The following is a 26,580-nucleotide window of genomic DNA, read 5'->3' as shown; positions in this document are numbered from 1 at the left end:
TCCTTCCTCGGTTGTTCCGCCAGGTGCAGATGCGGAAAGTGATTTCCAGCCACCTGGAAAGGAACCACCGTGAACAGAAGAAAACGGCTACTGGGGATCGCCACCGCCACCCTCGGTTGCCTCTCGGTCCTCCTGCCCGCGCCCGCGGCCGCCGCGAACCTGCCCGCCGTCACCCCGACGGATCAGGCGGTCGTCCCCGGTGGACTGCACACGAACTCCATCGGCGGCACCCCCGCCTCGGTCCGGGACTACCCGTTCATCATCGCGGGCCTGCGCGAAGGCGGGACGCGGCCGCAGGGCCAGACGTGCACCGGGTCGGTCGTCGCGCCGCGCAAGATCCTGATCGCCGCGCACTGCAAGGACGCGGCGGGTGAGAAGTCCTTCCTCTACGGGCTGGACGACCTCAACGCCGGCGGCGGAACGCGGATCGGCGTCGTCAGCTATGAGAAGCACCCGAAGTACGTCAACTTCGACCAGGGTTACGACGTCGCGGTGGTCACCACCGACGCCGACATCCCGGTGCCTGGTGGCCAGTACGCGAAGGTCGCGACCTCGGCCGACACGGAGCTGCACAAGCCGGGCAAGTCCGGGCTCGGGCTCGGTTACGGCAAAAAGGACCACAACGACGACACCCGCAACGTCGAACTGCACAAGTTCACCCTGCCGATCGTCCAGGGCAGCAACTGCAACGGCGTCGGCGCGGGCTTCAAAGACGCGACGATGATCTGCAGCGGTTACAGCGACGGCCGCGTCACCATCCTGCCGGGCGACAGCGGCGGGCCGCTGATCGTGGACGGCAAGGTCGTCGGTGTCGCTTCCTGGAGCCGCAACGACTTCAAGTGGTACAGCGTTTACGGCAGGCTCAACAACGACATGGGCGACTGGGTCAAGCAGCAGATCGGCGAGCCGCAGAACCCGGAGAAGTTCTCGCTCGGGGTGACGCCGTCCGCGCTCAAGGTCGAGCCGGGCAAGTACGTGTCGGCCACGGTGACCAGTAAGCCCGGCAAGAACGGCGCGGAGAAGGTCGACCTCAGCGCTTCGGGACTTCCCGAGGGCGCGACGGCCACGTTCCAGCCCACGTCGATAACCTCGGGTGAGTCGGCGAAGGTGAGCATCGAGGTGCCCGCCGGGACGGCCGAAAAGGACTACGCCGTCACGATCTCGGGCAAGGGCACCACCGACACCGCGACCACGAACCTGACGCTGACCGTCGGCGACGGCGGGCCCCAGCCCGGTGAGCTCAAGGTCGGCCTGAGCCCCACCAGCGGGACCTCGCAGCCCGGTTTCTTCAGCAACGTCACGGTTTCCGCCACCGGTGGCACGGGCGCGATCACGTTGTCCGCGTCCGGGCAGGGGCTGCCGTTCGCACCGTTCTTCAACCCGAAGACGATCTCGAGCGGGGGCAGTTCGACCATGCAGGTGGTCGCGCCGTTCCAGCGTGGCACGTACCCGGTGACCGTCACCGCGACGGATTCGGCGGGCAAGACCTCCACGGCGACCTACACCCTGACCGTGCAGTAATCCAACCCGCGTGAAGGCCCCCTTCCCTCGGCTGAGCCGAGGGAAGGGGGCCTTCACGCGCTTGCCAGCACCGCCATGGCGGCATTGTGCCCAGGGATGCCGGAGACACCGCCGCCCCGCACGGCCCCGGCACCGCAGAGCAGCACCCGCTCGTGCGCCGTCTCGACACCCCAAAGTCCCACCTGAGCGGCATCGGCGGCGTACGGCCACGACAGATCGCGGTGGAAGATGTGTCCCGCGGGCAGCCCCAGTTCGGCTTCGAGGTCCAGCGGCGTCTTCGCCTCGACGCACAACCTGCCGTCCGGCGAACGCAGCACGCAGTCCTCGATCGGCTCGGCCAGCACACTGTCCAAAGAGGACAATGTGGCCCGTAGTGCCTCGTCGCGCGCGGCGTCGTTGCGCCCTTCGAAGAGCCGCGCGGGCATGTGCAGCCCGAACAACGTCAGCGTCTGCACCCCGGCGGCCTGTTCGGCCGGGCCGAGGATCGACGGGTCGGTCAGCGAATGGCAGTAGATCTCGCACGGCGGCAGCGACGGGATCCGGCCAGCGGCGGCGTCGGCGTAGGCCGTCGCCAGCTGCTCGTAACCCTCGTTGACATGGAACGTGCCGCCGAACGCCTCACGCGGGTCGACGCCCGAATCCCGCAGCCGAGGCAGCCGTGACAGCACCATGTTCACCTTGAGCTGCGCGCCTTCGGGCGTCTCCGGCGGCTCCTCCCCCAGCAACCGCGCGAGCGTCCGCGGCGCGACGTTCGACAGCACGTGCCCGCCGCGCACGGTGAATTCGTCGTCGCCGAGCCGGTAACGCACCGAGCCACCTGGGTCGATCGACAGCACTTCGGCGCCGGTCAGCAGCCGTGCCCCGGCGGAAGACGCGGCCGACGCGAGCGCCCCGGTCACCGCGCCCATCCCACCCACCGGCACGTCCCAATCGCCGGTCTCGTTTCCGATCACGTGGTAGAGCAGGCACAGGTTCTGCCGGAAGTCGCCGGCGCCGGCGAAGGTGCCGATCAGCGCGTCGGTCAGGACGACGCCGCGAACGGTGTCGTCGCCGAACATCCCGGTGAGCGTTTCCGAGATCGGCCGTTCGAACAGCGCGTCCCATGCCTCCGGCTCGATGCCCGAGCGCAGTTCGTCCCTGGACACCAACGGTTCGGTCAGGGTGGGGAACGTCCGTTCCGCGACCTGGATCGTCATCGCGTAGAACCGCCGCCACGCCTCGAAGTCCTTTGTGGACCCGGTGAGCGCGGAGAAAGACGCCGCCGTACGGTCGTCGTCGCCCGTGTCGACAAGGAGACCACCGTCGCCGACAGGTGTGTACGACGACATCCGCCGCCGCCGGAGATCGAGCCCGAGCCCGAGGTCCGCGATGATCTTGCGCGGCAGCAGGCTCACCAGATACGAGTACCGCGACAGCCGGACGTCGACGCCGGGGAAGGCCCGGAAGGAGACCGCCGCCCCGCCGACCTCGTCCCGGCGTTCCAGCACCAGCACCGAACGGCCGGCCCTGGCCAGGTAGGCCGCCGCCACCAGGCCGTTGTGCCCGCCACCGACGATCACGGCGTCGAACGACTCCATGCAAGCCTCCCAGCGAAAACGACAGTGCGCCGCGGTCATCGTGACCGCGGCGCACCGCCGTTCGCAAGGACTCAGAAGGTGATGGAGAAGCCTTCGATCGTCCCGCTGTCGAACCGGTAGACGTCACGGACCCGCAGTTTCCAGGTCCCGTTCGCCGGTTCGGAGGAGGCGTTCACCGTGTACGACGTGTGCACGCCGGTCGCCTCGCTCATCCCTCCCGCCTGCTTGAGGCCGAACACCGCACCGCTCGGCCCGATCAGGTCTATCGCCAGGTCACCGGTGTAGGTGTGCGCGATGTCGACCTTGACCGGCAGCGTCGCCGACGCCTTGCCGTCGCAGCCGTCCTGCGTCACCGAACTGGTCACCGCGTCACCCGCGTCCGGAATGGACACCGGTGTCGTATTGGATTTGACCCCGCACGTCGGCGTGGGGCCACCTCCGCCGATGAACGACACGTTCAGCAGCTTGTTCGCCGTACCACTCGGCAATCCCTTGAGCACGCCGTCCGAGGCGTTGTTCACCAGCGCGTCCCGCGTCTGCTGCGCGGTGGCACCGGGGTTCGCCGCCAGGTACATCGCCGCCGCGCCCACCACGTGCGGCGTGGCCATCGACGTGCCGTTGTTGACCGCCGTGCCACCGTTCGAAGTGGACAGCGACGTGATGTTGCTGCCAGGGGCGAAGATGTCCACGCACGAACTGTGGTTGGAGAACGAGGATTTGTTGTCGCTCTGGTCCGAGGCGCCGACCGTGATCGCCTCGGGGACCCGAGCGGGACTGACGTTGCAGGCGTTCTGGTTCTCGTTGCCCGCCGCCACCACGTAGACGAAGCCCGCCGCGATGGATTTCTTGATGACGTCGTCGCCGACCCCGGCCTGGTCCATCCGGAGGCTCAGGTTCGCCACCGCCGGTTTGGTGCCGTTCGCGGTGATCCATTCGGCCGCGTCGATGATGCCGGAGTCGGGCCCGTTGCCCGAACAGTCGTTGCCCAGCACCTTCAGCCCGACGAGCTTGACCTTCTTCGCCACGCCGTAGGTCTTGCTGCCGATGGTGCCCGCGGTGTGACTACCGTGCCCGTTGCAGTCCTTCCCGTTGCCGCCGAAGAAGTCCTTCCCGACGGACGCGCGTCCCTCGTACTCCGGGTTCTCCGGGTTGATCCCGGTGTCGAGGTCGTACGCGGTGACGCCCTCGCCCGTGTTCGGGTAGGTGAAACTCTTGTCCAGTGGCAGGTTCTTCTGGTCGACCCGGTCGATGCCCCAGGTGGGGTTGGTCTGCGTGCCGACGGCACGCGCGGTGCCGTCCTGGTAGACCGCCTTGACCGCCGGGTCGGCCGCGAGCCTGCGGGCCTGCCGCTCGGACATCCCCTTCACCGAGAAACCGCGCAGCACGTTCTTGTACGCCGACCGCACCTCGCCGCCGTAGCGGCCGGTCAGCGCGGCCGAGGACTGTTCGACCGCCATCGTGCCGACATCGTGGAGCTCCACGATGTACTGCTCGCCGTAGTGCTGCCTCGCCTGCACGACAACGCCTTCCGCCTCCGCGGCGAGGGCGTTGCCCGCGGCGAGCGCGGCCAGCGCGGTTGCCGCGACGGCCACCACACCGGCCCGCACGCCGCGGCGCATCAGAGACCCGCCACGTTCAGCAGCTTGTTGGTCGAACCGTAGCCCGGGTTGATCACGACACCGTTGGAAGCGGCGTTGGCCAGACCGGAGGCGACGGCGGCGGGGGTGGCCGACGGGTTCGAGGTCAGGTAGATCGCGGCCGCGCCGGCGACGTGCGGCGTCGCCATCGAGGTACCGCTCATCTGCTGGGTGCCGCCACCGTTGCGCAGGGACGTGATGCTGGTGCCCGGCGCGAAGATGTCGGTGCAGCTGCCGTAGTTCGAGAACGAGGACCGGCGGTCGTCGCTCTGGGTGGCGTTGACGGTGATGGCCTCACGGACGCGGGCCGGGCTGGTGGAGCAGGCGTCCGTGTTGGAATTGCCGGAGGCCACCGTGTTCGTGATGCCCGCGGACACGGCGCGGCGCACGGCGGCGTCCACACCGGAGTCGGCCGGGCCGCCGAGGCTCATGGTGAGCACCGACGGGCCCTTGGCGTTCTTCACCACCCAGTCGATCCCGCTGATGATCTGCGAGTACTGGCCGCTGCCCTGGCAGTTCAGCACCCGGACCGCGACGATCTTGGCGCCCTTGGCGACGCCGTAGGTGGCGCTGCCGACCGTTCCGGCGACGTGCGTGCCGTGGCCCTGGCAGTCGCGGGCGTCGCTGTCGTTGTCGATGAAGTCGTACCCGCTCGTCGCACGGCCGCCGAATTCGGTCTGGCGGTAGTCGACACCGGTGTCGAGGACGTAGACCGTCGCCCCGGATCCGTTGTTCGGGTAGGTGTACTTCTTGTCCAGCGGCAGGTTCTTCTGGTCGATCCGGTCGAGGCCCCAGGTCGGGTTGGTCTGGGTGCCGGTCATATGCGCGACCGCGTCCTGCTGGACGAAGTCGACGTTCGGGTCGGCGGCGAGCCGTTTGGCCTGCGCCTCGGTCATCTTCACCGAGAAGCCGTTCAACGCGGCGGTGTAGGTCGCCTTCACCTGGCCGCCGTACTTGGCCGCGAGGCCGGCGTCGCCGCTCTTCAGCGACACGATGTACCCATCCGTGACGGCTCCCGGCACACCGGCGCCGCGGATCTGTCCCTCGGCGGCCGTGGCCGATCCGGCGAAGGCCAGCGAGGCCGTCACACAGGCCCCGGCGAGTACCGCACCCGCGATCCGGTGACGTCGAAGTTCTCCACGCATTTCCTGAGCTCCGTTCACTCGAACAGGTGGTTCGCGCCGGCAGAAGTCCGGGCCGGCGCCGTGACGTGCAGTCACGCTGCACTCACTTTCGGGTGGCGGGACCTGCGCGAACAAGCGAGGCAACGGTCCGTAGGACTACGTATCTAATAGGGAAACCCGCCGTCCCTACGAAAGTTCCGTGACGGTCCGAGTGGGTTCCGTGATCACTAAGCAGGCGCTTAAGCTGCGTTCACTCGAACGGTGTGGTTCGTGAAGCGGGGGTGACCCGGCATGGTGATCGGTGACTGCCGACGCAGGACGAGTTCGCCGGTGCTCGTCGGCCGTGAGACGGAACTGAGCGAGCTTCTCGACGGCGCGATGCGCTCGCCGTCGGTGCTCATGCTCGAAGGTGAAGCGGGCGTGGGCAAGACCCGGCTCGCCATCGAACTGCTGGCGCGTCCGGAACTGGCCGGACGGCCGGTGCTCACCGGAATCTGCCAGCCAATGCGCGAGCCCTTCCCGTATGGCGTGATCTTCGACGCGCTGAAGGATGTCCGCCCCGCGCGCGACCTCAACCCGGTGACCGGTGTACTCGCGCCCTATCTGCCGGAACTCGCGGGCTTCCTGCCCCAGCCGCCGCCGAGGCTCGGTGATCCGCGAGCCGATCGGCACCGGCTTTTCCGCGCCGTCCGGGAACTGCTCGGTTCACTGGGCCCGCACGTCCTGCTCATCGAAGACCTGCACTGGGCGGACGACGGTTCCCGGCGGCTGCTGCGGTTCCTGATGACCGAACCGCCCACGGGCCTGACCCTCGTGCTCACGTACCGGCGCGAAGAGACGCCCGGCGGCATCCCGCTCGGCAGTGCCTACCGGCCGGCTCCCGGCACCGCGCACGCGCTCGTCGCCCTTCGCCCGCTGGATCGCGACGGCGTCCAGTCGCTGGTATCGGCCCTGCTCGGCGAAGCGAACATCTCGGCCGAGTTCGCCGCGCGGCTGCACGAGCGGACCGCCGGGATCCCGTTCGTGGTCGAGGAGATCGTGCACGCGATCGGCGACACCGAGGCCGCGGTCCACGCCGACGGCGCGACCGCGCGGCGTCTGCTCGACGAGGTCGAGGTCCCGGCGTTGCTGAGAGAGGCGACGGTCGAACGCCTCGTGGCGCTGCCGTCGGCCGCCCGGCGGATCACCGAGGCCGCCGCCGTCCTCGGCACACCGTCCACTTCGGACCTGCTGACCGCCGCGGCCGCGCTCACCCCCGAACGAGCCCGCCGCGCGCTCGTCCTCGCGCTCGAACGCAACGTCCTGGTGGAGATCGGTGAAGGCACCTACGACTTCCGGCACGCGTTCGCCAGGCAAGCCGTCTACCGCACCATCCCCGGCCCTGACCGCCAGGAGCTGCACCGGCGGGCCGCGCGGCTGCTGCGCGACCGGCTCCCGCAGTCGCTGGTGCGGCTCGCCGAACACTGCCGCAAGGCCGGCGACCGGGCCGGAGCGCTGAAGTACGGCGAAGCGGCCGCCGATCAGGCGTCGACGGTCGGTGATCTGGCCACCGCGACCGATCTGCTCCGCACCCTGCTCGACGAACCCGGCCTGCAACCGTCCGATGTGGACAGACTGGCGGTCAAGTTCAGTTCGGTGGCGTGCAACGGCCTCGCGCAGACCGAAGTCGTCCCGGCACTCGAGCGGCTCCTCACCGACGGCAGGCTGTCCGGACGGCTGAGCGGCGAGGTCCGGCTGGGGCTCGGACTCCTGCTGGTGCGCCAGGCGGGTGGGCTGGAGGCGGCGAGGACCGAGATCGAGATCGCCGTCAACGACCTCGCCGACCGGCCCGACCTGGCCGGGCGCGGGATGGGCGTCCTCGCCCAGCCGTGGGTCGGCGCGACCCCGTTGCGGGAGCACCGGCGCTGGATGGACCGGGTGGACGAGCTCATCGAGCGGGCCACGGACCGGCGGCTGAAGATCATCCTGCTGGCCAACAACACGGCGTCGCGGCTGCACATCGGGGACGCGCGCGGCTGGGACATGCTGGACCGGGCGCCCACCAGCGTCGGGTCCGCCGACGAACAGCGGCATCTGGCGCGGCTGCACTGCAACAGCGCCGACGCCTGCGCCTGGACCGGCCACCACCGGCGGGCGAAGAGCCTGCTGCGCAGCGGGATGCAGCTGGCAGCCGACTGCGGGGCGCCGTACGTGGTCAGCACCGCCCGCGCGACGGCCGTCCACACCGACTGGCTCACCGGGAACTGGGACGGCCTCGCCGAACGGGCGGGCGCGCTGATCGACGAGTACCGCGACCTCCTGCCGGTGACCAGCGAACTGTGCCTGGTGCTCGGCCTGCTCGCCGCCGCCCGCGGCGAATGGGACGAGGCCGCCGCCCGGTTCGTCTTGACCGCGGCGGACCAGCCGGAGAACGCGTTCACCCCGGTCGCGATCGCCGCGCACGCCGGGATGGCGGGCATGCTGCTCGCGCAGGATCTCGGCGAGGCCGCCGTCGCCCAGGCCGAAAAGGGACTGGAACTCTTGCGTGCCAAGGGTGTCTGGGCCTGGGGCGCCGATCTGCTGATGGCCGCTGTCGACGCGTACTGCGCCACCGGGCGGGACGCCGAGGCGCAGGCGCTGACCGACGAGTTCGAACGCGAGATCGGCGACCTCGACGCGCCGTCGACCCGCGCCGCGCTGGCCGCGAACCGCGGGCTCGTCGCGGCATCCCGCGGCGACCACGCGGAGGCGATCGAGGCCTTCGAGCAGGCACGGACCCGGTTCGAAGCCCTCCCCGCGCCGTATCACGCGGCGCTGATCGCCGAACGGGCCGCGCGATGCCGCCTGGCCTGCGACGAGGACGTCGCCGAGACATTCGCGGCGCTCGCCGAGACCTTCGACCACCTCGGCGCCACCCGGGACGCCGCCCGCTGCCGCCACGCCTTCCGGTCCACCGGCGCGGTCGCCCCCTCACGCCGCGGCCGCCGGGGTTACGGCGACGAACTGTCCCCACGCGAGCGCGACGTCGCCCGCCTGCTCGCCGCCGGGCACACCAACCGGGAGATCGCCGAGGTGCTGTTCCTGTCCCGGCGCACGGTGGAACAGCACGTCGCGAGCGTGTTGCGCAAGCTGAAGGTGCGGTCGCGGAGCGAGCTGGCCGGGCTGCGGTCGGCGTAGGACGTCGTAGCGATCAACTCACCGCCGAAGCGCCCGATAGCGCTTGAGCAGGGCGGTGATCCGCGAGGGGTCAGCGGAGCCGTTCAGCTCGGCGAGCAAGTCGTCGGGGCACAGCTCGTAGTGGTCGCCCCACCACCGCCGCGCCTTGGTGTCCCAGATCCGGTACCCGCCGGGCACGCCCCTCGCCACATACCGCCGCTTCGCCAACCAGCCCTCCCCGGATCGCCGTCCGCCACCAGGATCGCACCGGACGGCAACCGGGTATCGGGACTCTCGAAATTATTGAGAGGTAAGGCAAACGTGGCGTGCCTCGGGCGAGACGAACGAGGCCCTCACTACCAGGAGAACGCGTACGCAGAAGCGGACGCCGGCCCCGCGCCACAACACGTTCGACCTACCCCTCAATAAATCGGTTGCGCGCGCCTGAGTGCGTCCGTGATGATCGTGCTCGATCCGGCAGGGAGCCGGTGGATGCGACCGGGAGGTGCCTCGTGCTGATGACTGTCCGGGGCCTTGGCCGCCCCCATCCACTCGCCCCTCGCGGCTGAGCCACGACGCTCGCCCGGTGGGGCATCCCTGACTAGGAGAACCCACCAGTGCGCAAGCACGATCTCGAAGAAGAAACCTACGACCGTCCGAGCCGCACCCGTCGTCGCCGTTTCGACGACGAACCCGAACCCGCCCGCGGCGGACGGCTCACCGAAGCCGAACGCGTCCGGCTCGCCCGGCTGCGTGAGGACGCCTACACCGAAACCGCCATCCCCGACGGCGCGGACCGTTGGAGCACCTGGGGAGAAGCGGAGCAGGGGCCGCTTCCGCGACCCGATTGGGTGATCACCGAACTGGCAGCGGTGGACACCGAACTCGGCATCCTCAAAACCGGCAAGGAGGCGGACGTCCACCTCGTCCGGCGCAACCTGCCGGGCACCGAGGGCACCGTGCTCGCGGCCAAGCGGTATCGCAGTGGCGAGCACCGGTTGTTCCATCGCGACGCCGGCTACCTCGAAGGCAGGCGGATGCGGCGGTCGCGGGAGATGCGGGCCATGGAGTCGCGCAGCAGCTTCGGCCGCAATCTCATCGCCGAACAGTGGGCGGTGGCCGAATTCGGCGCGCTGAGCAAGCTGTGGGTGGTCGGTGCGCCGGTGCCGTACCCGGTGCAGCGCGACGGCACCGAGCTGCTGCTGGAATTCCTCGGCGACGGCGGGACGGCGGCGCCGCGCCTGGCGCAGGTCCGGCCGGAGCCGGAACAGTTGCGGGAACTGTGGTTCCAGACGGCGGCGATGCTGGAACTGCTGGCGTCGCAGGGGCTCGCGCACGGCGACCTCTCGGCGTACAACCTGCTGGTCCACCGGGACCGGATCATGGTGATCGACCTGCCGCAGGTGGTCGACATCGTGGCCAATCCCGGCGGGCTCGAGTTCCTCGCGCGGGACGTGCGCAACATCGCCACGTGGTTCCACTCGCGGGGGCTGCCGGAGCAGCTCACGGCCGTCCCGGAGCTGATCGAGGAACTGCGGGAGATCGCCGGTCTCCGCTGACCGTCCACAGTGTCTTGAAAGGGTCGTTCCCGACACAGCACGTCAGGAACGACCCTTTCAAGACACGCCGGGAGAAGCCGTCGTGGAGACCCTGCCCACAATCGGTCCCTCCAATTGGGAGGCCGGATAACGGTCCGGTACAGTAGTGCTAGACCGCAACCGGCGGCGTGGATGAGTGGTGTCCGTCGCCTCCAAAGCCAACCGAATGGCTCGCGGTATCCGTATCAACCAATTGGCGCGCGGTGTCATGCAGACGCGGTGTGCCGGGTTCGTCCCTGTGAACGCCCATCTGTGCACACCATCTTGCCTGCCTGCGTGCGGGCAGCCCCGGGCCTCCTTGCGACGTGCCACGTCCGAGAGGCATTTGTGACAGTCACGTTCAACTCCGGCCACTCTTCACCGTCGGCCCGGCAACACCGCAAGCCGCGCACCCGCCCCGCGGGTGACTCGATGCTGCACAACGACGCCGTCGAGAGTGTCCAGGCCACCACCTGGGCGGAGCTCGGGCTTCCCGAGCCTCTGCTGCGGGCACTGGCCGACGCCGGTATCACCACCCCGTTCCCGATCCAGTCGGCGACCATCCCCGACGCGCTCGCCGGCCGCGACGTGCTGGGCCGCGCCCAGACCGGTTCCGGCAAGACCCTGGCCTTCGGCCTCGCGATGCTGACCCGGCTCAACGGCGGCCGCGCCCGTCCGAAGCACCCGCGTGCGCTGATCCTGGTCCCGACCCGCGAGCTGGCCATGCAGGTCGCCGACTCGCTGACCCCGCTGGCCAAGTCCCTCGGCCTGTGGTGCCGCACCGCCGTCGGCGGCATGGCCTTCACCCGTCAGGCCGACGCGCTTTCCCGCGGCGTCGACCTGCTGATCGCCACCCCCGGCCGGCTGTCGGACCACGTCCGGCAGGGCACCGCGTCGCTGTCGGACTGCAGCTTCATCGCGCTCGACGAAGCCGACCAGATGGCCGACATGGGCTTCATGCCGCAGGTCCGCGAGATCCTCGACCTGACCCCGCGTGACGGCCAGCGCCTGCTGTTCTCCGCCACCCTCGACGGTGACGTCGACCGCCTGGTCCGCGCGTATCTGACCAACCCGGTCACGCACTCGGTCGCCCCGTCGACCGCCAGCGTCACCACCATGGATCACCACGTGCTCCAGGTGTCGCACCAGGACAAGCAGGACATCATCACCGAGATCGGCGCCCGCGAGGGCCGCACGATCATGTTCGTCCGCACCAAGCACCACGTGGACCGCCTCACCGAGCGCCTGCGCGAGAAGGGCGTCCACGCGGCCGCACTGCACGGCGGCAAGACCCAGGGCCAGCGCAACCGGGTCCTCGCGGACTTCAAGGAAGGCTTCGCCCCGGTCCTCGTCGCCACGGACGTCGCCGCGCGCGGTATCCACGTCGACGACATCTCGCTGGTGCTGCACGTCGACCCGGCCGCCGACCACAAGGACTACCTGCACCGCGCCGGCCGCACCGCGCGCGCCGGGGCGTCCGGTGTCGTGGTCACGCTGGTCACCCACGACCAGCGCCGCATGGTGCGCCGGATGACCGACCGCGCCGGTGTCCGCGCCGAGCAGACCACGGTCCGCCCCGGCGACGCCGAGCTCATCCGCATCACCGGTGCGCAGCAGCCCAGCGGCGAGCCGGTCATCGAGCGTCGTCGTGAATCCCCGCGTCGTGGCGGTGGCCGCGGCTACGGTGGCGGCGACCGCGGTGGTTACCAGGGCTCCCGCGAGGGTCACGGTCACCGCGAAGGCGGCCGTCCCGGCGGTGGCGGCTTCCGCGGCCGCCCGCGTCGTGGCGAGTCCGGTGGCGGCAGCGGCCGTCCGCAGCGTCCGGGCACCGGTCGCCCGCGTCGCAGCTACGACAGCTGAGCGAAGCCGGTTGATCCGGCTTCAAGCTTGAGATGAAGGGGCCTTTCATAGCAAATTTTGCTATGAAAGGCCCCTTCATTGCGTTCGCTGTGGGGACCACCACGCCCAGCGCCGAACGGCGGATGGGAGACTGCGGGGCGTGACTTCTCCCGGCCCCGCTCACCAGAACCTCCCGCCCGACCAGGTCTTCGACTGGCTCGACGTGGAGGCGGAGAAGCGGGCCGAGGCCGGGCTGGTGCGCAAGTTGCGCATCCGGCAGGCGCAGGAACCGGAGCTGGACCTCGCGGGCAACGACTACCTCGGGCTCGCCAGGGACAAACGCGTCGCCGGTGCCGCCGCGGCGGCCGCGCTGCGCTGGGGCGCCGGCGCGACGGGCTCCCGGCTTGTCTCCGGCACCACCGAGGTCCACGCCGAACTCGAGCAGGACCTCGCCCGCTTCTGCGGCGCGCAGGCGGCGCTGGTCTTCTCGTCGGGCTTCACCGCGAACCTCGGCGCCGTCACGGCCCTGTCCGGCGCGGATTCCGCGATCGTGACGGACAAGTACATCCACGCCTCACTGATCGAAGGCTGCCGCCTGTCCCGCTCGGACATCGCCGCCGTCGCGCACAGCGACCCGAACGCCTTCAAACACGCGCTGGCGACCCGCCGCAAACCGCGCGCGCTCGTCGTCACCGATTCCGTCTTCTCCGTCGACGGTGACATCGCCCCGCTGGAGCAGCTCGCCGGTGTTTGCCGGGAGCACGGCGCTTCGCTGCTCATCGACGACGCGCACGGTTTCGGCGTCCTCGGCGAGGGCGGCCGCGGGGCCGTCCACGCGGCGGGGCTCTCCGGCGCGCCGGACGTCGTCACCACCATCACGCTGTCGAAATCCCTTGGGGCACAAGGCGGAGCAGTGCTCGGGCCGCGTCGCGTGATCAAGCATCTGGTGGACACGGCGCGCAGTTTCATCTTCGACACCGGCCTCGCGCCCGCCAGCGCCGCCGCCGCGCTGGCCGCGCTCAACGCGTTGAAGGCCGAGCCGGAGCTGGCCACGAAGGTGACCGAAGCCGCCGGAAACCTTGCGATGCAACTGAAATCGGCGGGTTTCCGGGTCAGCCTCCCGGACGCCGCGGTGATCTCGGTGCAGGCGCCGTCACCGGAATCGGCCGTCGCCTGGGCGGCCGCGTGCGCCGATCAGGGGGTGCGGGTCGGCTGCTTCCGCCCGCCGTCCGTGCCCGACGGCATCTCCCGCCTGCGCCTGACCGCGCGGGCCGACCTCACCGAGGCCGATGTGGACCGCGCGGTCGGGGTGATCACAGCCGCTGCGCCTCCCGGCGCCACATCGTGAGGTGCGGGATCCCGTCTTCCAGGAACTCGTCGCCTTCGACGACGAAGCCGTACTTGGCGTAGAAGTCCTTCGCGTAGGTCTGCGCGTCGAGGACGCATGGCGCTTCCCCGATCCCCGCGAGCGCGGTCTCCATCAGCCGTCCCGCGAGTCCCTTGCCGCGTGAGCGGACCGCCGTGCACACCCGGCCGATGCGGAAGGTTCCGCCGGCGTCCTGCAACACGCGCAGATACGAATCGACGGCGACCGAACCGCCGATCCAGAGGTGCCGGGTGCCGGGCAGGAGGTCGCGTCCGTCGATCTCGTGATAGGCGCAGTCCTGCTCGACGACGAACACGTCCACGCGCAGGCGGAGGATGCCGTGCAGCTGTGCGGCCGTGATCTCGTCACCGGCGACGGACAGCGGGAACGACGTGGTCTCGGTGATCGGGGTGTCGGTACTCACGCCCACTTGTTAGCACATCGGACGTGAAGAAGGCACCGATCAGCCGATCAGGCCGCGGTTGTTCTGCTTCGAGATCTCGTTCGCGAAGTGCGAGACACGGGTGTAGACGCCCGGCTTGTTCGGCTTCGCACAGCCTTCGCCGTACGACACGATCCCGATCAGGGTGTCGCCCACCATCAGCGGTCCGCCCGAATCGCCCTGGCAGGCGTCGATCCCGCCTTCGGGATAACCGGCGCACACCATATCGCTCGGGTCGTAGCCCGAGTACGCGCTGCGGCAGGTCTTGTCGCTGACCACCGGGACGACGGCGCTGCGCAGATAGTGCGACCGCGCGCCGCCTTCGGCGACCCTGCCCCAGCCGAGCACTGTCGCCTTCGTACCTTCGCTGTACAGGTCGGCGTTGCCGTTGTCCGCGACCTTCGCGGGCCGGTACGGCAGCTGACCGCTGACCGTCATCACCGCGATGTCGTCGCCCTTGCCCGGATCGCCGCTGTAGTCGGGGCTGACCCAGATCCGCGAAACACGCAGCTCCACGCCGTCCCGTGAGCGCTTGTCCTCGCGTCCGGCGACCACCCGGACATCGGAACGCTTGACCGCGACCGCGCAGTGCGCCGCCGTCGCGACCGTCGTGGAGCTGACGATCACCGCGCCGCAGTACTGGTTGCCGCCGCGATCGGCCAGGTACACCGCGTACGGGTACTGCGAGACCGAAGCCTTGCCGCCGCCGACGATCCTCGGCTGCGCGGCCTTGTCCGGGCCGCTCACCGCGCTGTCGTCCGCCGACGCGCTGTTGACCGCGATCGGGACCATCACGGCCGTCGCGAGGACCGCTCCGACAGCGAGCAGCAGGGTGCGGCGTGACTTCTTGGGCATGTTCTGTCCCTTCACCGGGGCGTACGTACGGTCAGACCCTGGGAAGTCATTCGACTCCAGCGCGTACACGAGCGATCGCGAATACCCTAATCGGAGAAAGCCCGATGCGGTGTCACTGAAACGGGTGGACCTGTGCTCACCGAACGCATCTGTCACCCTGGACCTCGTGCGGGCTACGGCGATGATTCTGGCGGCTACGGCCCTTCTGCTGTTCTCGTGTTCGAGCCCGGTCGTCACCAATGGTCCGGCGCAAACCCCTTCGGCGACAACGACTCCGAGCACGCCCGCACCGTCACCCGTACCGGCCTGGCGGGTCGGCGCGACGCCACTTCCCTTGCGCGGTGACGGTTTCGGGCAGGTCCTCCCGACACCTCCCGTGCTGGCCGACCGTTCCCTGCCGACCACCGACCTGCTTCCCCCACCCGCCGGAAACCGGTTCGCGGGCACGGTGAATCCCGTTCCCGCCGAGGTGCTCGCGCGCAGTACCTGGCAAGCGGGCTGCCCCGTCTCCGCCGGCGAACTGCGCTATCTCACGCTCTCGTTCTGGGGTTTCGACGGTCGCGCGCACACCGGGGAAATGCTCGTGAACGCTTCCGTGGCGAACGCCGTCGTCACCGTATTCGGGCAGTTGTTCGCCGCGAAGTTCCCGATCGAGGAGATGCGGGTGACCGCGCCCGCCGAACTCACCGCTCCACCGACGGGTGACGGGAACAACACCACCGCGTTCGTCTGCCGCCCGGCACGCGGCCAGACGAACTGGTCCTCGCACGCCTACGGGCTCGCGATCGACGTCGACCCCTTCTGCAACCCGTACACCAAGGGTGATCTCGTCCTGCCCGAGCTCGCGTCGGCGTATCTCGACCGAGGGAAGCTTCGGCCCGGGATGATCGTCCCCGGCGACCGGACCGTGGCCGCGTTCTCCGCGATCGGCTGGACCTGGGGCGGCACTTGGACGACGCCGAAGGACCGGATGCACTTCAGCGCCGACGGGCGTTGAACCGGGAACAACCGGCCTTCGTGACAAGTTGGCTAGAGTCGGAACCACCCGCTCCCGCCGCAAAGGAAGACAGCGTGCCCCACTACGACCTGGTGATCGTCGGTACCGGATCGGGCAACTCGATCCTCGACCCGCGTTTCGCGGACTGGAACACGGCGATCGTGGAGAAGGGCACGTTCGGTGGCACCTGCCTGAACGTGGGCTGCATCCCGACGAAGATGTTCGTGCACGCCGCCAATGTCGCGGCCACCCCCGCTTCGTCGTCGAAGTTCGGCGTCGACGAAGAGCTGACCGGGGTCCGCTGGCGCGACGTGCGCGACCGGATCTTCGGCCGGATCGACCCGATCGCCGCCGGTGGGCGCGAGTACCGCGTCGAGCACGAGGACAACAAGAACGTCACCGTGTACGAGGGCGAAGGCCGCTTCACCGGTCACAAGGAACTGCGGGTCAGCTACCCCGACGGCCGCCCCTCGGAAACGATCACCGCCGACAAGTTCGTGCTCGCCGCCGGCGGGCGCCCGGTGATCCCGGACGTCCCCGGTCTCGCCGAAACCGGCTACCACACCTCCGACACGGTGATGCGGCTCGACGAACTGCCGTCGAGCATCGTGATCCTCGGCGGCGGATACATCGCCGCCGAGTTCGCGCACGTCTTCGCCTCGTTCGGGGTGAACGTGACCTTGGTCAACCGGTCCGGCGCGCTGCTGCGGTCCGAGGACGACGACGTCAGCGCCCGGTTCACCGAACTGGCCGCGCAGCGGTTCGACGTCCGGCTCGACCGGAAGACCGTCCGCGCGCGCAAAACCGCGTCGGGCGTCGCTCTGGACCTCGAAGGCCCGGAAGGCGCCGAGACCGTCGAAGCCGACGTGCTGCTGGTCGCCACCGGCCGGAAGCCGAACTCCGACCTCCTCGACGTCGCCGCCACCGGGGTGACCACCGGCGAGCGCGGGCACGTCGTGGTCGACGAGTACCAGCAGACCGCGGTCGACGGGATCTACGCGCTCGGCGACATCTCGTCGGTGTTCGAGCTGAAGCACGTCGCGAACCACGAGCAGCGCGTCGTGCAGCACAACCTGCTGCACCCGGACGAGCGGATCGAGGCCGACCACCGGTTCGTCCCGCACGCGGTGTTCACCTCGCCGCAGGTCGCGTCCGTCGGGCTGACCGAACGCGAGGCCCGTGAGCGCGGCGTCTCGTACGTGACGTCGCACCAGGACTACGCGGGCATCGCCTACGGCTGGGCGATGGAGGACACCACCGGCTTCGCGAAGCTGCTCGCCGACCCGGCCACCGGGCAGCTGCTCGGCGCGCACATCATCGGCCCGCAGTCGTCGTCGGTGATCCAGCCGCTGATCCAGGCGATGAGCTTCGGCTTGGACGCGAAGAGCATGGCGCGCGGGCAGTACTGGATCCACCCGGCGATGCCGGAACTGGTCGAGAACGCGCTGTTGAACCTTCCGCTGGACTGACCTTCCGCCGCAATCAGTCACCTACTTGCGGAGGTTCCCTGCCGCAAGTAGGTGACTGATTGCGGGTGTTCAGACGACACGGTCGCAGTTGCGGGCCCCGTTGCGCGCCGCGAGCGCGCTCACCGCGTTCATCTCGACGTCCGAGGCGCCCATCAAGGCGGGCGAGCGGGCTCCGTCCTGCTGGAACCGCTCCCCCGCCTCGACGTATCGGCGGATCGCCACCAGGAAGTCCTCCCGCGCGGATGCCGCCCCTCCAGGCACCGCGCGGACCCCTGTCGCCCCCTTGAAGACGTCCTTGGCGTCGTCCACCTTCGTCGCGACGTAGTGCTGCCACTTGCGCAGCTCCGTCGCGACGTCCCCCTCCGGGTCCGGCCAGTAGCGCTGGATCGCCGCCCTGCTGTCCTTCCCCACCTGCACGCACACCCGGTCCACGGCGCGATAGAACTCGTGCGGCGAGACCACCGCTTCGGGCCGTTGCGGCGCCAAGGCGACACACACCGCGGCGAAACACGCCAGGGCCGCCCCGTACGCCGTTCCCTCCACCACGCCGACCCCCAGAACCGAGTTTTTGAACAGGTTCAACTCGCTCAGGTTATGGCTCCGCCCCGGCGGGGTCAAGAAGTTTTTTGAACGCGTTCAGACGAAGCGGCGGCGACCGGCGAGGGCGCCGAAGGTCATCTGCGCGACGAAGACCACGAGCATCATGATCCAGGGCACGGTCCAGGCATGGGTGAGATCGTGGAGCAGCCCGAAGAGGAACGGCCCGACGGCCGCCATCAGGTAGCCGATGCCCTGCGCCATCCCCGACAGCCGCGCGGTGTCCTCGCCGGAGCGCGCCCGCAAAGCGATCACCGTGAGCGCGAGCGAGAAGACGCTCATCCCGAGCCCGATGAGGAGGCACCACAGCAAGGGCGAGGCGGCGGGCGCGACCATCATGCCGACCATGCCGACGAAGCCGGGGACACCCAGCCCGACGATCCACGGGCTCTGGCTCTTGTGCCGTGCGGCCATCGGCGCCACCACGAGACTGATCGGGACGGCGATGAGCGAGATCAACCCGAGCAGCAGCCCGGAATCACCCTTGCTCACCCCCGCGTCGATCATCACCTCCGGCAGCCAGCCCATCACGACGTAGGCCAAAAAGGCCTGAGTGCCGAAGAAAAGGGTGACCATCCACGCAAGGGGGCTCCGCAGCAGCGATCGCCCGCTACCCTGCTTGCCTGCCTCCGGAACGGGCACCCGCCCCGCACCGCGGGCTGCGAGAATCCATACGAGGAGTGCGAGCACCGCCAGCACCGACCAGGCGCCTAGACCTTGACGCCAGCCGCCGAACGCGCTCTCCAAGGGAGGGGTGAGCGCGGACCCCAGTGCGCCCCCGCCCTGCAGAGCGGCGGTGTACACGCCGGTCATCATGCCAACACGCGCCGGGAAGGAGTCCTTGATGACGACCGGGATCAGCACGTTCGCCAAGGCGATTCCCGCCGTGGCGACCAGCGTTCCACCGAGCACGACGTACGGTCCGTCGAGCACTCGCAGCACCAGGCCGACGCCCAGCACCGACAGCGCGGCCGCGATGGCCGCGCCGATGCCGAACCGGCGGGCCAGCGCGGGCGCGGCGAATCCGGCGGCGGCGAAACACAGGCCGGGGAGCGTGGTGAGCACGCCTGCCCAGGTCGCCGTGGCACCGAGGTCGTCGCGCATCTCGCCGAGGATCGGGCCGACGCTGGTGATCGCCGGGCGCAGGTTGAGGGCCACCAGGATCACCGCGACACCCAGCAGGACGCCGCCGGTGATCACCCCCGGCCGCCACTCCGTTTCGATCGAGCCTTCGAGTTCAAGACTTTCATCGAACGGGGAAACGGATTCTCGGGAGTCGACACGCACGTCGGCTAGTATCACATACATAGGATGATTGGATGAAGGGACAACGCTGTGCCATTGGCCACCACGCGCCGTGCCGGCCTGGTCGATCAGGTCATCGAGCAGCTGCGTGACGCCGTCACGCAGGGAGAATGGCCTATCGGTCAGCGGATTCCGACCGAACCGGAGCTGGCAGGACAGCTCGGCGTCGGGCGCAACACCGTCCGCGAGGCCGTTCGCGCGCTCGCGCACACGGGGCTGCTCGAGGTCCGGCAGGGCGACGGGACCTACGTGAGGGCGACGAGCGAGGTCTCGGGCGCCATCCGGCGGTTGTGCGGTTCGGAACTGCGCGAGGTACTGCAGGTGCGGCGCATCCTCGAGGTCGAGGGAGCCCGGCTCGCGGCCGCCTCACGGACCGACGAGGAAGTCGCCGAGCTTCGCTCCCTGCTCGACCGCCGCAACGCCGAACTCCGCCAGGGCCATTGGGAGGATTTCGCCCGCCTCGACGCGGAATTCCACTTCGCCGTCGTCCAAAGTGGACATAACACCCTGCTGACCGAGATGTACCGCGGGCTCACCGAGGTGATAACGGCCAGCGTGGCCGCGACGTCGAACGTGACGCCGGGAGGCGAGTACCTGCCGGAGATAGGGCACGAGGGGCTCGCCGAGGCCATCGCCGACGGCGACGCGGACCGGGCCGCCAGCGAGGCGTGCGGTTTCCTGGACGAACTCCTGGCCAGGGTGGAGCAGGACGAGAGCTGAGCGGCGTGCAGTCTCCCCAACGGCGCCCCGCGCCCGACGGAGACTGCACGTCGCGCGCCCTCTTTTGGGCCGGAGGCCCACGGAAACACGATGAAGGGGCGCCTTCGCACACAACGTGAGTTGCGTACGATACGGCGCCCCTTCGGCGTGTTTCCGTCAGCGCGCGACCTAAGGCACCGTAAGGACTTCAGCGCCGTCCTCGGTCACCACGAGGGTGTGCTCGAACTGGGCCGTCCACTTCTTGTCCTTGGTGGTGACGGTCCAGTCGTCGGCCCAGATGTCGTAGTCGATGGTGCCGAGGGTGATCATCGGCTCGATCGTGAAGGTCATGCCCTGCTCGATGACCGTGTCGACCGACGGTTCCTCGTAGTGCAGGACGGTCGGCGCGGTGTGGAACGCCGGGCCGACGCCGTGGCCGGTGAAGTCGCGGACGACGCCGTAGCCGAACCGCTTCGCGTAGGCCTCGATGACGCGGCCGATGACGTTGAGCTGCCTGCCGGGGCGGACGGCCTTGATGGCGCGCATGGTCGCCTCGCGCGTGCGCTCGACCAGCAGCCGCGCCTCTTCCGAGACGTCACCCGCCAGGAACGTCGCGTTCGTGTCGCCGTGGACGCCGCCGATGAACGCGGTGACGTCGATGTTGCAGATGTCGCCGTCCTCGATCACCGTCGAGTCCGGGATGCCGTGGCAGATCACCTCGTTGAGCGAGGTGCAGCACGACTTCGGGAACGCGCGGTAGCCCAGCGTCGACGGGTACGCGTGGTTGTCCAGCAGGAACTCGTGGATCACCTTGTCGATGTCGTCGGTGGTCGCGCCGGGTTTGACGGCCTTGCCACCCTCCTCGAGCGCTTGCGCCGCGATCCGGCTCGCGACGCGCATCGCCTCGATCACCTCGGGCGTGCGGACCCCGTTGCCCGTGTCGCGTTTCGGCGCCGGCCGGTCGACGTACTCGGGACGGGCGATGCTGGCGGGGACGACTCGCCTCGGCGTCTGGACGCCGGGCTTCAAGGGGGATCGAACGGACATGAGCCCAGCCTACGACCTGACGGCTAGCCGAGTCCCGCCAGGAAGCGCTGGGCGGCCTCGACCGCGGGTTTGGACGTCCCCGCGTCGGTGGTGAGCACCGCGAAGGCCAGATCCCCGGTGTAGCCGACGAACCAGCCGTGCGAACGCGTCCCGTCGCCGAACTGGGCCGTCCCGGTCTTGCCCCGCACGTCCGGCAACGGTTTGAGCAGTGTCGCCGTGCCGTCGGTGACAACCTCGCGCATCATCCCGCGCAGCGCGTCGAGCACCTCCGGCCGGATCGGTTTGCCGAGCCCGGACGACGTCGCGGCCATCCCCCGCACCAGCGTCGGCACCGGCACCTTCCCGGACTGGACCGTCGCGGTGGCGACGGCCAGCCCGAACGGGCTCGTCACGACGGTCCCCTGACCGAAACCGTTCTCCGCCCGCTGCGCGACGGTGTTCGCCGGTGGCACCGAACCGGTGATCGTGGTCAGGCCGGGGATCACGAAGTCGGCGCCGACGCCGAGGTCTCGCGCGGCGTCGGTCAGCGCGGCCGGCGGCAGATCGGTCGAGAGTTTCGCGAACGTCGTGTTGCAGGACTTGGCGAACGCCGTGGACAGCGGGACGACACCGAGGGCGAACTTGCCCTCGTTCGGCACCGTCCGGTTCTCGAAGGTGGCCGTTCCGGGGCAGTCGACGGGGCTGTCCGCCCGCACCGCGCCCGCGGACAGCGCCGCGACGGCGGTGGCCATCTTGAACGTGGACCCCGGCGGGAACCGGCCGGTGAGCGCGATCGCGCCCTGGGTGTCGGCCGGGGCGTTCTGCGCCACCGCCAGCAGTTCGCCCGTCGACGGCTGGATCGCGACCAGCGCGGAGGCCGTCGGGACCGGGGCGAGCGCCCGTTCCGCCGAACCCTGTGCCTTCACGCTGAGCGTGCTGACGACCGCGGGCGCCGGTTTGGGGTGTTCGGAGTGCAGGTCGATGATCTCGCCGCCGCCCGTGTCGAGCGTGACCACGCGCCAGCCCGCCGAGCCCTCCACCTGGTCCTCGACGAGCGACCGGACCGCGGGAAGCACCTGCTTGCCGAAGTTCTTGTCGTCGGGCAGAAGCCTTTCCTGCTGACTGAACCGGACGCCGGGCAGTTCGTAGATCTCGGGCTTCACCTCTTGGTAGGCGGCGGCCCGCAGGCTCACCACCGGGTAGCCGGAGCCGGGTTTGAGCGTCTTCACCCCGTCGCGGATCGACTGACCGGTCACCGACGCTTCGAACCGGTTGAGCACCGCGCCGAGTTTGTCGGAGACCGCCACCAGGTCTCCCGCCTTCGCCGGGTCGAGCACCACGCTGACGACGGTCTGCGGGCGCAGCAACGGCATCCCGTCGCGGTCCAGCACCGGCGCGAGGTCCGGCGGGTCGGCTTTCAGCGCGATGCTCTGCTGCGCGGCCAGTTGCGGGTGGAGCGCGGTGGGCAGCCAGCGCACCTTCCAGCCGTCTTGGGTGGAATGGACCTGAGCGTCGGCCTTGTACGTCCAGGCGCGGCCGCGCGGGAGATTCCAGGTGAGCTGGTAGGTCGCCGTCCCGTTGTCCGCCCCGGACGAATGCCGGACCTGCTTGTCCACGATCTTGATCGACTCGGGGGAAAGCGCTTTCCGAGCCATCTCCAGTACTGCGCGGGCAGCGTCCGGCGAATCGGTGAAGGAGGCCGCGGCGGCGACGTCACCTGAAGAGAGCCCGCCGAGGAAACCCGTGACGGCGTCTTCGGGTCCGGAATCGGCGAAGAGTCCACACCCGGCGGCCGAGAGGCCCACCACCCCCGCGAGCACGACGACGGCGAAACGACGACCTGCTGGCATGCCCCGGATCCTGCCAGCCCCGGCCCGATCCGGCCGGACGCGACACGGCCTAGAAAAGAACGGTCGCGTACTGCCCGACCTGGTGGAAGCCGATCTTCCGGTAAGCGGCGAGCGCCGGGCTGTTGTAGGCGTTGACATAGAGACTCGCGGTTCGGCCCATCCCGCGGACGAGCCTGTTCACCACGGACGCCGTCCCTGCCGTGCCGAGACCGCCGCTCCGGCGATCCGGATGCACCCAGACCCCCTGGATCTGGCCGACCGTGGAGGACATCGCACCGATCTCGGCCTTGAAGACGACCTCGCCGTCCTCGAACCGCGCGAACGCCCGGCCGCCGGCGATCAGTTCCGCGACGCGGGCGCGGTAACCGGCGCCACCATCACCGTTGCGGGGGTCGACGCCGACCTCTTCGACGAACATGGCGATCGCGGCCGGGAGATACCTGTCGAGCTCCTCCGGGCGCACCGCGCGGACCAGCGGATCGGCGGCGACGGACGGAACCCCGTCGAGCGCCATCAACGGCTGGTCGTGCCGGACTTCGCGGGCGGGACCCCATTCCGGCTCGAGTTCGTCCCACAGCCCCAGCACCTGCTCGGCCGGGCCGACCAGCGACGAACAGCTCCGCTGGCGGCGCAGGGCGCGATCGGCGAAGGAACGCAAAGCGGAGGCGTTGCCGCGCAACGGGATCAGATTCGGCCCGGAGAAGCACAGCCCCTGGAGCCTGCCCGCCCGGACCGGACGGGAATCGGCGGCCCAAAGCTCACCACCGAGCCGCCAGGGATCGAGACCCGCGGTCTCCACCCTGGCACTGACCATGCAGCTGCCGACCGGGTCTGTCGCGAGCGCGGCACGGACCGCGGGATAGTCCCGATCATCGAGCAGCCGTGCACCTGCAAGCCGCAACACCACTCCAGGGTGCCAGATCGGCGGCATAAACGGAACGCAAGCTTCACGACACGCTGAGAGAACCTGGGCAGGTGGGGGCATCAAGCGCAATGAAAGGCCCCTTCATAGCAAAATTTGCCATGAAGGGGCCTTTCATTGCGCTTGACTCGACCAGTCAGCCGACGGTGACGGTCGGCTCGCCCTCACCGATCGTCTGGCCCGACTCCTCGGCGATCCGCATGGCCTCTTCGATCAGCGTCTCGACGATCGCGTGCTCGGGCACGGTCTTGATGACCTCGCCCTTGACGAAGATCTGGCCCTTGCCGTTGCCCGAAGCGACGCCGAGGTCCGCCTCGCGGGCTTCGCCCGGCCCGTTGACGACGCAGCCCATGACCGCGACGCGCAGCGGGATCTCCATGCCCTCCAGCCCGGCGGTCACCTGCTCGGCGAGGGTGTACACGTCCACCTGCGCACGGCCGCACGACGGGCAGGACACGATCTCGAGCTTGCGCTCCTTGAGGTTCAGCGACTGCAGGATCTGGATCCCGACCTTGACCTCTTCCACCGGCGGCGCCGACAGCGAAACGCGGATGGTGTCGCCGATGCCCTGCCGAAGCAGCGCGCCGAACGCCACAGCCGACTTGATGGTGCCCTGGAACGCCGGGCCCGCCTCGGTCACGCCGAGGTGCAGCGGGTAGTCGCACTGCTCGGCGAGGATCTCGTACGCGCGCACCATGACCACCGGGTCGTTGTGCTTCACGGAGATCTTGACGTCGTGGAAGTCGTGCTCGGCGAACAGCGACGCCTCCCACAGCGCCGACTCGGCCAGCGCCTCCGGGGTCGCCTTGCCGTACTTGTCCATGATCCGCTTGTCCAGCGAACCCGCGTTGACGCCGATCCGGATCGGCGTGCCGTGGTCCTTCGCGGCCCGCGCGATCTCCTTGACCTGGTCGTCGAACTTGCGGATGTTGCCCGGGTTCACCCGGACCGCCGCACAGCCCGCCTCGATCGCGGCGAAGACGTACTTCGGCTGGAAGTGGATGTCGGCGATCACCGGGATCTGCGACTTCCGCGCGATCGCGGGCAGCGCCTCGGCGTCGTCCGCGGACGGGCACGCGACGCGCACGATGTCACAGCCCGCGGCGGTCAGCTCGGCGATCTGCTGCAGGGTCGCGTTGACGTCGGAGGTGAGGGTGGTGGTCATCGACTGCACCGAAATCGGGTGCTCGCTGCCCACGCCGACCGACCCGACCTGCAACTGTCGGGTCTTGCGACGCTCGGAGAGGACGGGAGGAGGAAGCGCTGGCATACCAAGAGCGACAGTCACGCCTTCAAGCGTACCTACCCCGATCGGCGGACATACACGACGTCAGTCGTCACGGTGAGCAGCATTACCCGAGAAGTCCAACGGTGCTGACAGCGCGCTCCGTAACCGTCCTCCCGCGTCACTGAAACAGCTTGACCGGGTTCACGATGTCGGCGGTGACGGTGAGCAGAGTCACCGCGCCGCCGATGAAGACGAGCACCATCGTGACCGCCGACAGCTTCGTGTAGTCGACCGGACCGCCCGCCGCCTTGCCGCGCAGTTTCCGGATCCAGTCCCGCACCCGCTCGTACCAGACGACCGCGATATGCCCGCCGTCGAGCGGGAGCAGCGGCAGCAGGTTGAACACGCCGATGAAGAAGTTCAGGCTCGCCAGCAGGAGGACGAAGATCTCCCACAGGCCACGCTCGGCCGCCTCGCCGCCGATCCGGCTGGCGCCGACCACGCTGACCGGGGTGTTCGGGTCGCGCTCACCGCCGAAGATGGAATCCACCACCGCGGGAATCCGCGACGGGAACTCGATCAGCCGCTTGGCGGTCTCGGAGAACATCGTGCCGGTGAAGCTGACCGTCGCCCCGACCGCGTCGACCGGGCCATAAGTCGCCACCAGCGTTTTCGGTACCGGTGAGGCGCCGATCATGCCGACGTCCTTGACCGTGGTCTTCTTCTCGCCGTCGGCGACCAGTCGCTGCACGCGCGGCACGTCGACGGTCAGGTTCAGCCGCTGCCCGCCGCGCTCGACCACGAACGGCGTCGGGCCACCGGCGACCTGGACGGCCGCGAGCACGTCGGTCCAGGTCGGCGTCGGCTTGCCGGCGACCGACACGATCTTGTCACCGGCCTGGATTCCGGCGGTCTTCGCCGGAGTGGGCGCGTCCGCCGGACAGGTCGTGTCGTTGAGCTGCTCCATGGTGGTGGCCGTCCGGGCACAGGAAGTGCTGTTGATCACCGGCTGGGTGGGAGCGGCCTGTGCCTCCGGGTTCGGCAGGCCCATGGTGATGGCCATCAGGTACAGAATGATGAACCCGAGGATGAAGTGCATCGCCGAACCCGCCGACATGACGACGGTGCGCTTCCAGGTCTTGAAGCGCCACATCGCGCGCTTCGACTCCTCCGGGGTGACCTCGTCGAGCGCGGTCATGCCCGCGATGTCGCAGAAGCCGCCGAGCGGGATCCACTTCACGCCGTACTCGGTCTCACCTCGGCGGAAGGAGAAGATCGTCGGCCCGAAGCCGATGAAGTAGCGCCGGACCTTCATGCCGAAGGCCTTGGCCGCCCACATGTGACCGGCCTCGTGCAGCGCGACCGACAGGCAGATGCCCAGCGCGAACAGCACGATCCCGAGAATGAAGACCAC

Annotated in this window: 21 protein-coding genes; 8 read left to right on the top strand and 13 right to left on the bottom strand. The window is 69.4% G+C overall.

Annotated features, from left to right (window positions below):
• The first annotated feature begins 69 nt into the window (after window positions 1–69).
• On the top strand, window positions 70–1,521 hold the full coding sequence (locus DL990_RS16920; protein ID WP_125799222.1) for a trypsin-like serine protease: 1,452 nt from the start codon (window positions 70–72) through the stop codon (window positions 1,519–1,521).
• A gap of 53 nt (window positions 1,522–1,574) precedes the next feature.
• Here the strand turns inward: DL990_RS16920 and DL990_RS16915 are convergent, their stop codons facing one another.
• The 3 genes from DL990_RS16915 to DL990_RS16905 all read right to left on the bottom strand — a co-directional run bounded on the left by DL990_RS16915 (window position 1,575) and on the right by DL990_RS16905 (window position 5,880).
• Entirely contained in the window at window positions 1,575–3,098 is a 1,524-nt protein-coding gene (locus DL990_RS16915) for an NAD(P)/FAD-dependent oxidoreductase (RefSeq protein WP_125799221.1), read from the bottom strand.
• A 71-nt stretch (window positions 3,099–3,169) separates the two neighbouring features.
• Window positions 3,170–4,717, bottom strand: a complete 1,548-nt coding sequence (locus tag DL990_RS16910) for a S8 family serine peptidase (protein WP_125799220.1) — start codon at window positions 4,715–4,717, stop codon at window positions 3,170–3,172.
• Window positions 4,717–5,880, bottom strand: a complete 1,164-nt coding sequence (locus DL990_RS16905) for a S8 family peptidase (protein WP_125799219.1) — start codon at window positions 5,878–5,880, stop codon at window positions 4,717–4,719. Before DL990_RS16905 ends, DL990_RS16910 begins: the two co-directional genes overlap by 1 nt.
• A gap of 309 nt (window positions 5,881–6,189) precedes the next feature.
• Here DL990_RS16905 and DL990_RS16900 point away from each other — a divergent pair, with 309 nt between their 5' ends.
• A complete protein-coding gene (locus DL990_RS16900) occupies window positions 6,190–9,015 on the top strand; it encodes an AAA family ATPase (protein ID WP_125799280.1) in 2,826 nt (941 codons plus the stop codon).
• Between the two features lie 18 nt (window positions 9,016–9,033).
• On the opposite strand, the gene DL990_RS16895 is transcribed toward DL990_RS16900, so the two are convergent.
• The gene (locus DL990_RS16895) at window positions 9,034–9,222 is read right to left on the bottom strand and encodes a hypothetical protein (RefSeq protein ID WP_199746422.1); all 189 of its coding nucleotides are present in this window, start codon (window positions 9,220–9,222) and stop codon (window positions 9,034–9,036) included.
• Window positions 9,223–9,611: 389 nt separating this feature from the next.
• On the opposite strand from DL990_RS16895, the gene DL990_RS16890 reads away from it, so the two are divergent.
• The 3 genes from DL990_RS16890 (at window position 9,612) to DL990_RS16880 (ending at window position 13,758) form a co-directional block, all read left to right on the top strand.
• Window positions 9,612–10,553, top strand: coding sequence for a serine protein kinase RIO (locus tag DL990_RS16890; protein WP_125799218.1), 942 nt, complete (start codon window positions 9,612–9,614; stop codon window positions 10,551–10,553).
• A gap of 366 nt (window positions 10,554–10,919) precedes the next feature.
• Window positions 10,920–12,431, top strand: coding sequence for a DEAD/DEAH box helicase (locus DL990_RS16885; protein WP_125786447.1), 1,512 nt, complete (start codon window positions 10,920–10,922; stop codon window positions 12,429–12,431).
• Window positions 12,432–12,570: 139 nt separating this feature from the next.
• Complete coding sequence (locus DL990_RS16880; RefSeq protein WP_125786448.1) at window positions 12,571–13,758, top strand: 8-amino-7-oxononanoate synthase; 1,188 nt, start codon at window positions 12,571–12,573, stop codon at window positions 13,756–13,758.
• Here DL990_RS16880 and DL990_RS16875 read toward each other — a convergent pair.
• Both DL990_RS16875 and DL990_RS16870 read right to left on the bottom strand, forming a co-directional pair.
• Window positions 13,724–14,206, bottom strand: a complete 483-nt coding sequence (locus DL990_RS16875) for a GNAT family N-acetyltransferase (RefSeq protein WP_125786449.1) — start codon at window positions 14,204–14,206, stop codon at window positions 13,724–13,726. The two genes, DL990_RS16880 and DL990_RS16875, sit on opposite strands and share 35 nt — an antisense overlap.
• 33 nt (window positions 14,207–14,239) lie before the next feature.
• Window positions 14,240–15,073, bottom strand: a complete 834-nt coding sequence (locus DL990_RS16870) for a trypsin-like serine protease (RefSeq protein ID WP_125799217.1) — start codon at window positions 15,071–15,073, stop codon at window positions 14,240–14,242.
• 181 nt (window positions 15,074–15,254) lie between these two features.
• Here DL990_RS16870 and DL990_RS16865 point away from each other — a divergent pair, with 181 nt between their 5' ends.
• Both DL990_RS16865 and DL990_RS16860 read left to right on the top strand, forming a co-directional pair.
• Entirely contained in the window at window positions 15,255–16,070 is an 816-nt protein-coding gene (locus tag DL990_RS16865) for a M15 family metallopeptidase (RefSeq protein ID WP_370451348.1), read from the top strand.
• A 74-nt stretch (window positions 16,071–16,144) separates the two neighbouring features.
• Complete coding sequence (locus tag DL990_RS16860) at window positions 16,145–17,539, top strand: mycothione reductase (RefSeq protein WP_125786451.1); 1,395 nt, start codon at window positions 16,145–16,147, stop codon at window positions 17,537–17,539.
• Between the two features lie 69 nt (window positions 17,540–17,608).
• Here DL990_RS16860 and DL990_RS16855 read toward each other — a convergent pair whose 3' ends face one another.
• Together DL990_RS16855 and DL990_RS16850 are read right to left on the bottom strand one after the other, a co-directional pair.
• A complete protein-coding gene (locus DL990_RS16855; RefSeq protein WP_233620490.1) occupies window positions 17,609–18,121 on the bottom strand; it encodes a hypothetical protein in 513 nt (170 codons plus the stop codon).
• Window positions 18,122–18,175: 54 nt separating this feature from the next.
• Window positions 18,176–19,423: an MFS transporter gene (locus DL990_RS16850; protein ID WP_125786452.1), complete on the bottom strand. Its 1,248-nt coding sequence runs from the start codon at window positions 19,421–19,423 to the stop codon at window positions 18,176–18,178.
• A gap of 48 nt (window positions 19,424–19,471) precedes the next feature.
• On the opposite strand from DL990_RS16850, the gene DL990_RS16845 reads away from it, so the two are divergent.
• Complete coding sequence (locus DL990_RS16845; RefSeq protein ID WP_125786453.1) at window positions 19,472–20,161, top strand: FadR/GntR family transcriptional regulator; 690 nt, start codon at window positions 19,472–19,474, stop codon at window positions 20,159–20,161.
• Window positions 20,162–20,329: 168 nt separating this feature from the next.
• Here the strand turns inward: DL990_RS16845 and map are convergent, their stop codons facing one another.
• The 5 genes from map to DL990_RS16820 form a co-directional block, all read right to left on the bottom strand.
• Window positions 20,330–21,187, bottom strand: coding sequence for a type I methionyl aminopeptidase (gene map / locus DL990_RS16840; RefSeq protein WP_125799216.1), 858 nt, complete (start codon window positions 21,185–21,187; stop codon window positions 20,330–20,332).
• A 23-nt stretch (window positions 21,188–21,210) separates the two neighbouring features.
• Window positions 21,211–23,016: a penicillin-binding transpeptidase domain-containing protein gene (locus DL990_RS16835; protein WP_125786455.1), complete on the bottom strand. Its 1,806-nt coding sequence runs from the start codon at window positions 23,014–23,016 to the stop codon at window positions 21,211–21,213.
• A gap of 49 nt (window positions 23,017–23,065) precedes the next feature.
• Window positions 23,066–23,920 carry a GNAT family N-acetyltransferase gene (locus DL990_RS16830; protein WP_125786456.1) on the bottom strand — a complete coding sequence of 285 codons (855 nt, stop codon included), beginning with the start codon at window positions 23,918–23,920 and terminating at the stop codon, window positions 23,066–23,068.
• Between the two features lie 154 nt (window positions 23,921–24,074).
• On the bottom strand, window positions 24,075–25,226 hold the full coding sequence (gene ispG / locus DL990_RS16825) for a flavodoxin-dependent (E)-4-hydroxy-3-methylbut-2-enyl-diphosphate synthase (protein ID WP_199746421.1): 1,152 nt from the start codon (window positions 25,224–25,226) through the stop codon (window positions 24,075–24,077).
• A 118-nt stretch (window positions 25,227–25,344) separates the two neighbouring features.
• The gene (locus DL990_RS16820) at window positions 25,345–26,580 is read right to left on the bottom strand and encodes an RIP metalloprotease (RefSeq protein ID WP_125786457.1); all 1,236 of its coding nucleotides are present in this window, start codon (window positions 26,578–26,580) and stop codon (window positions 25,345–25,347) included.

The sequence above is a fragment of the Amycolatopsis sp. WAC 01416 genome, assembly GCF_003947485.1.
Lineage (GTDB): Bacteria > Actinomycetota > Actinomycetes > Mycobacteriales > Pseudonocardiaceae > Amycolatopsis.
Note: the sequence above shows the minus strand (reverse complement) of the source record. Positions and strands in the feature narration are given on the sequence as shown.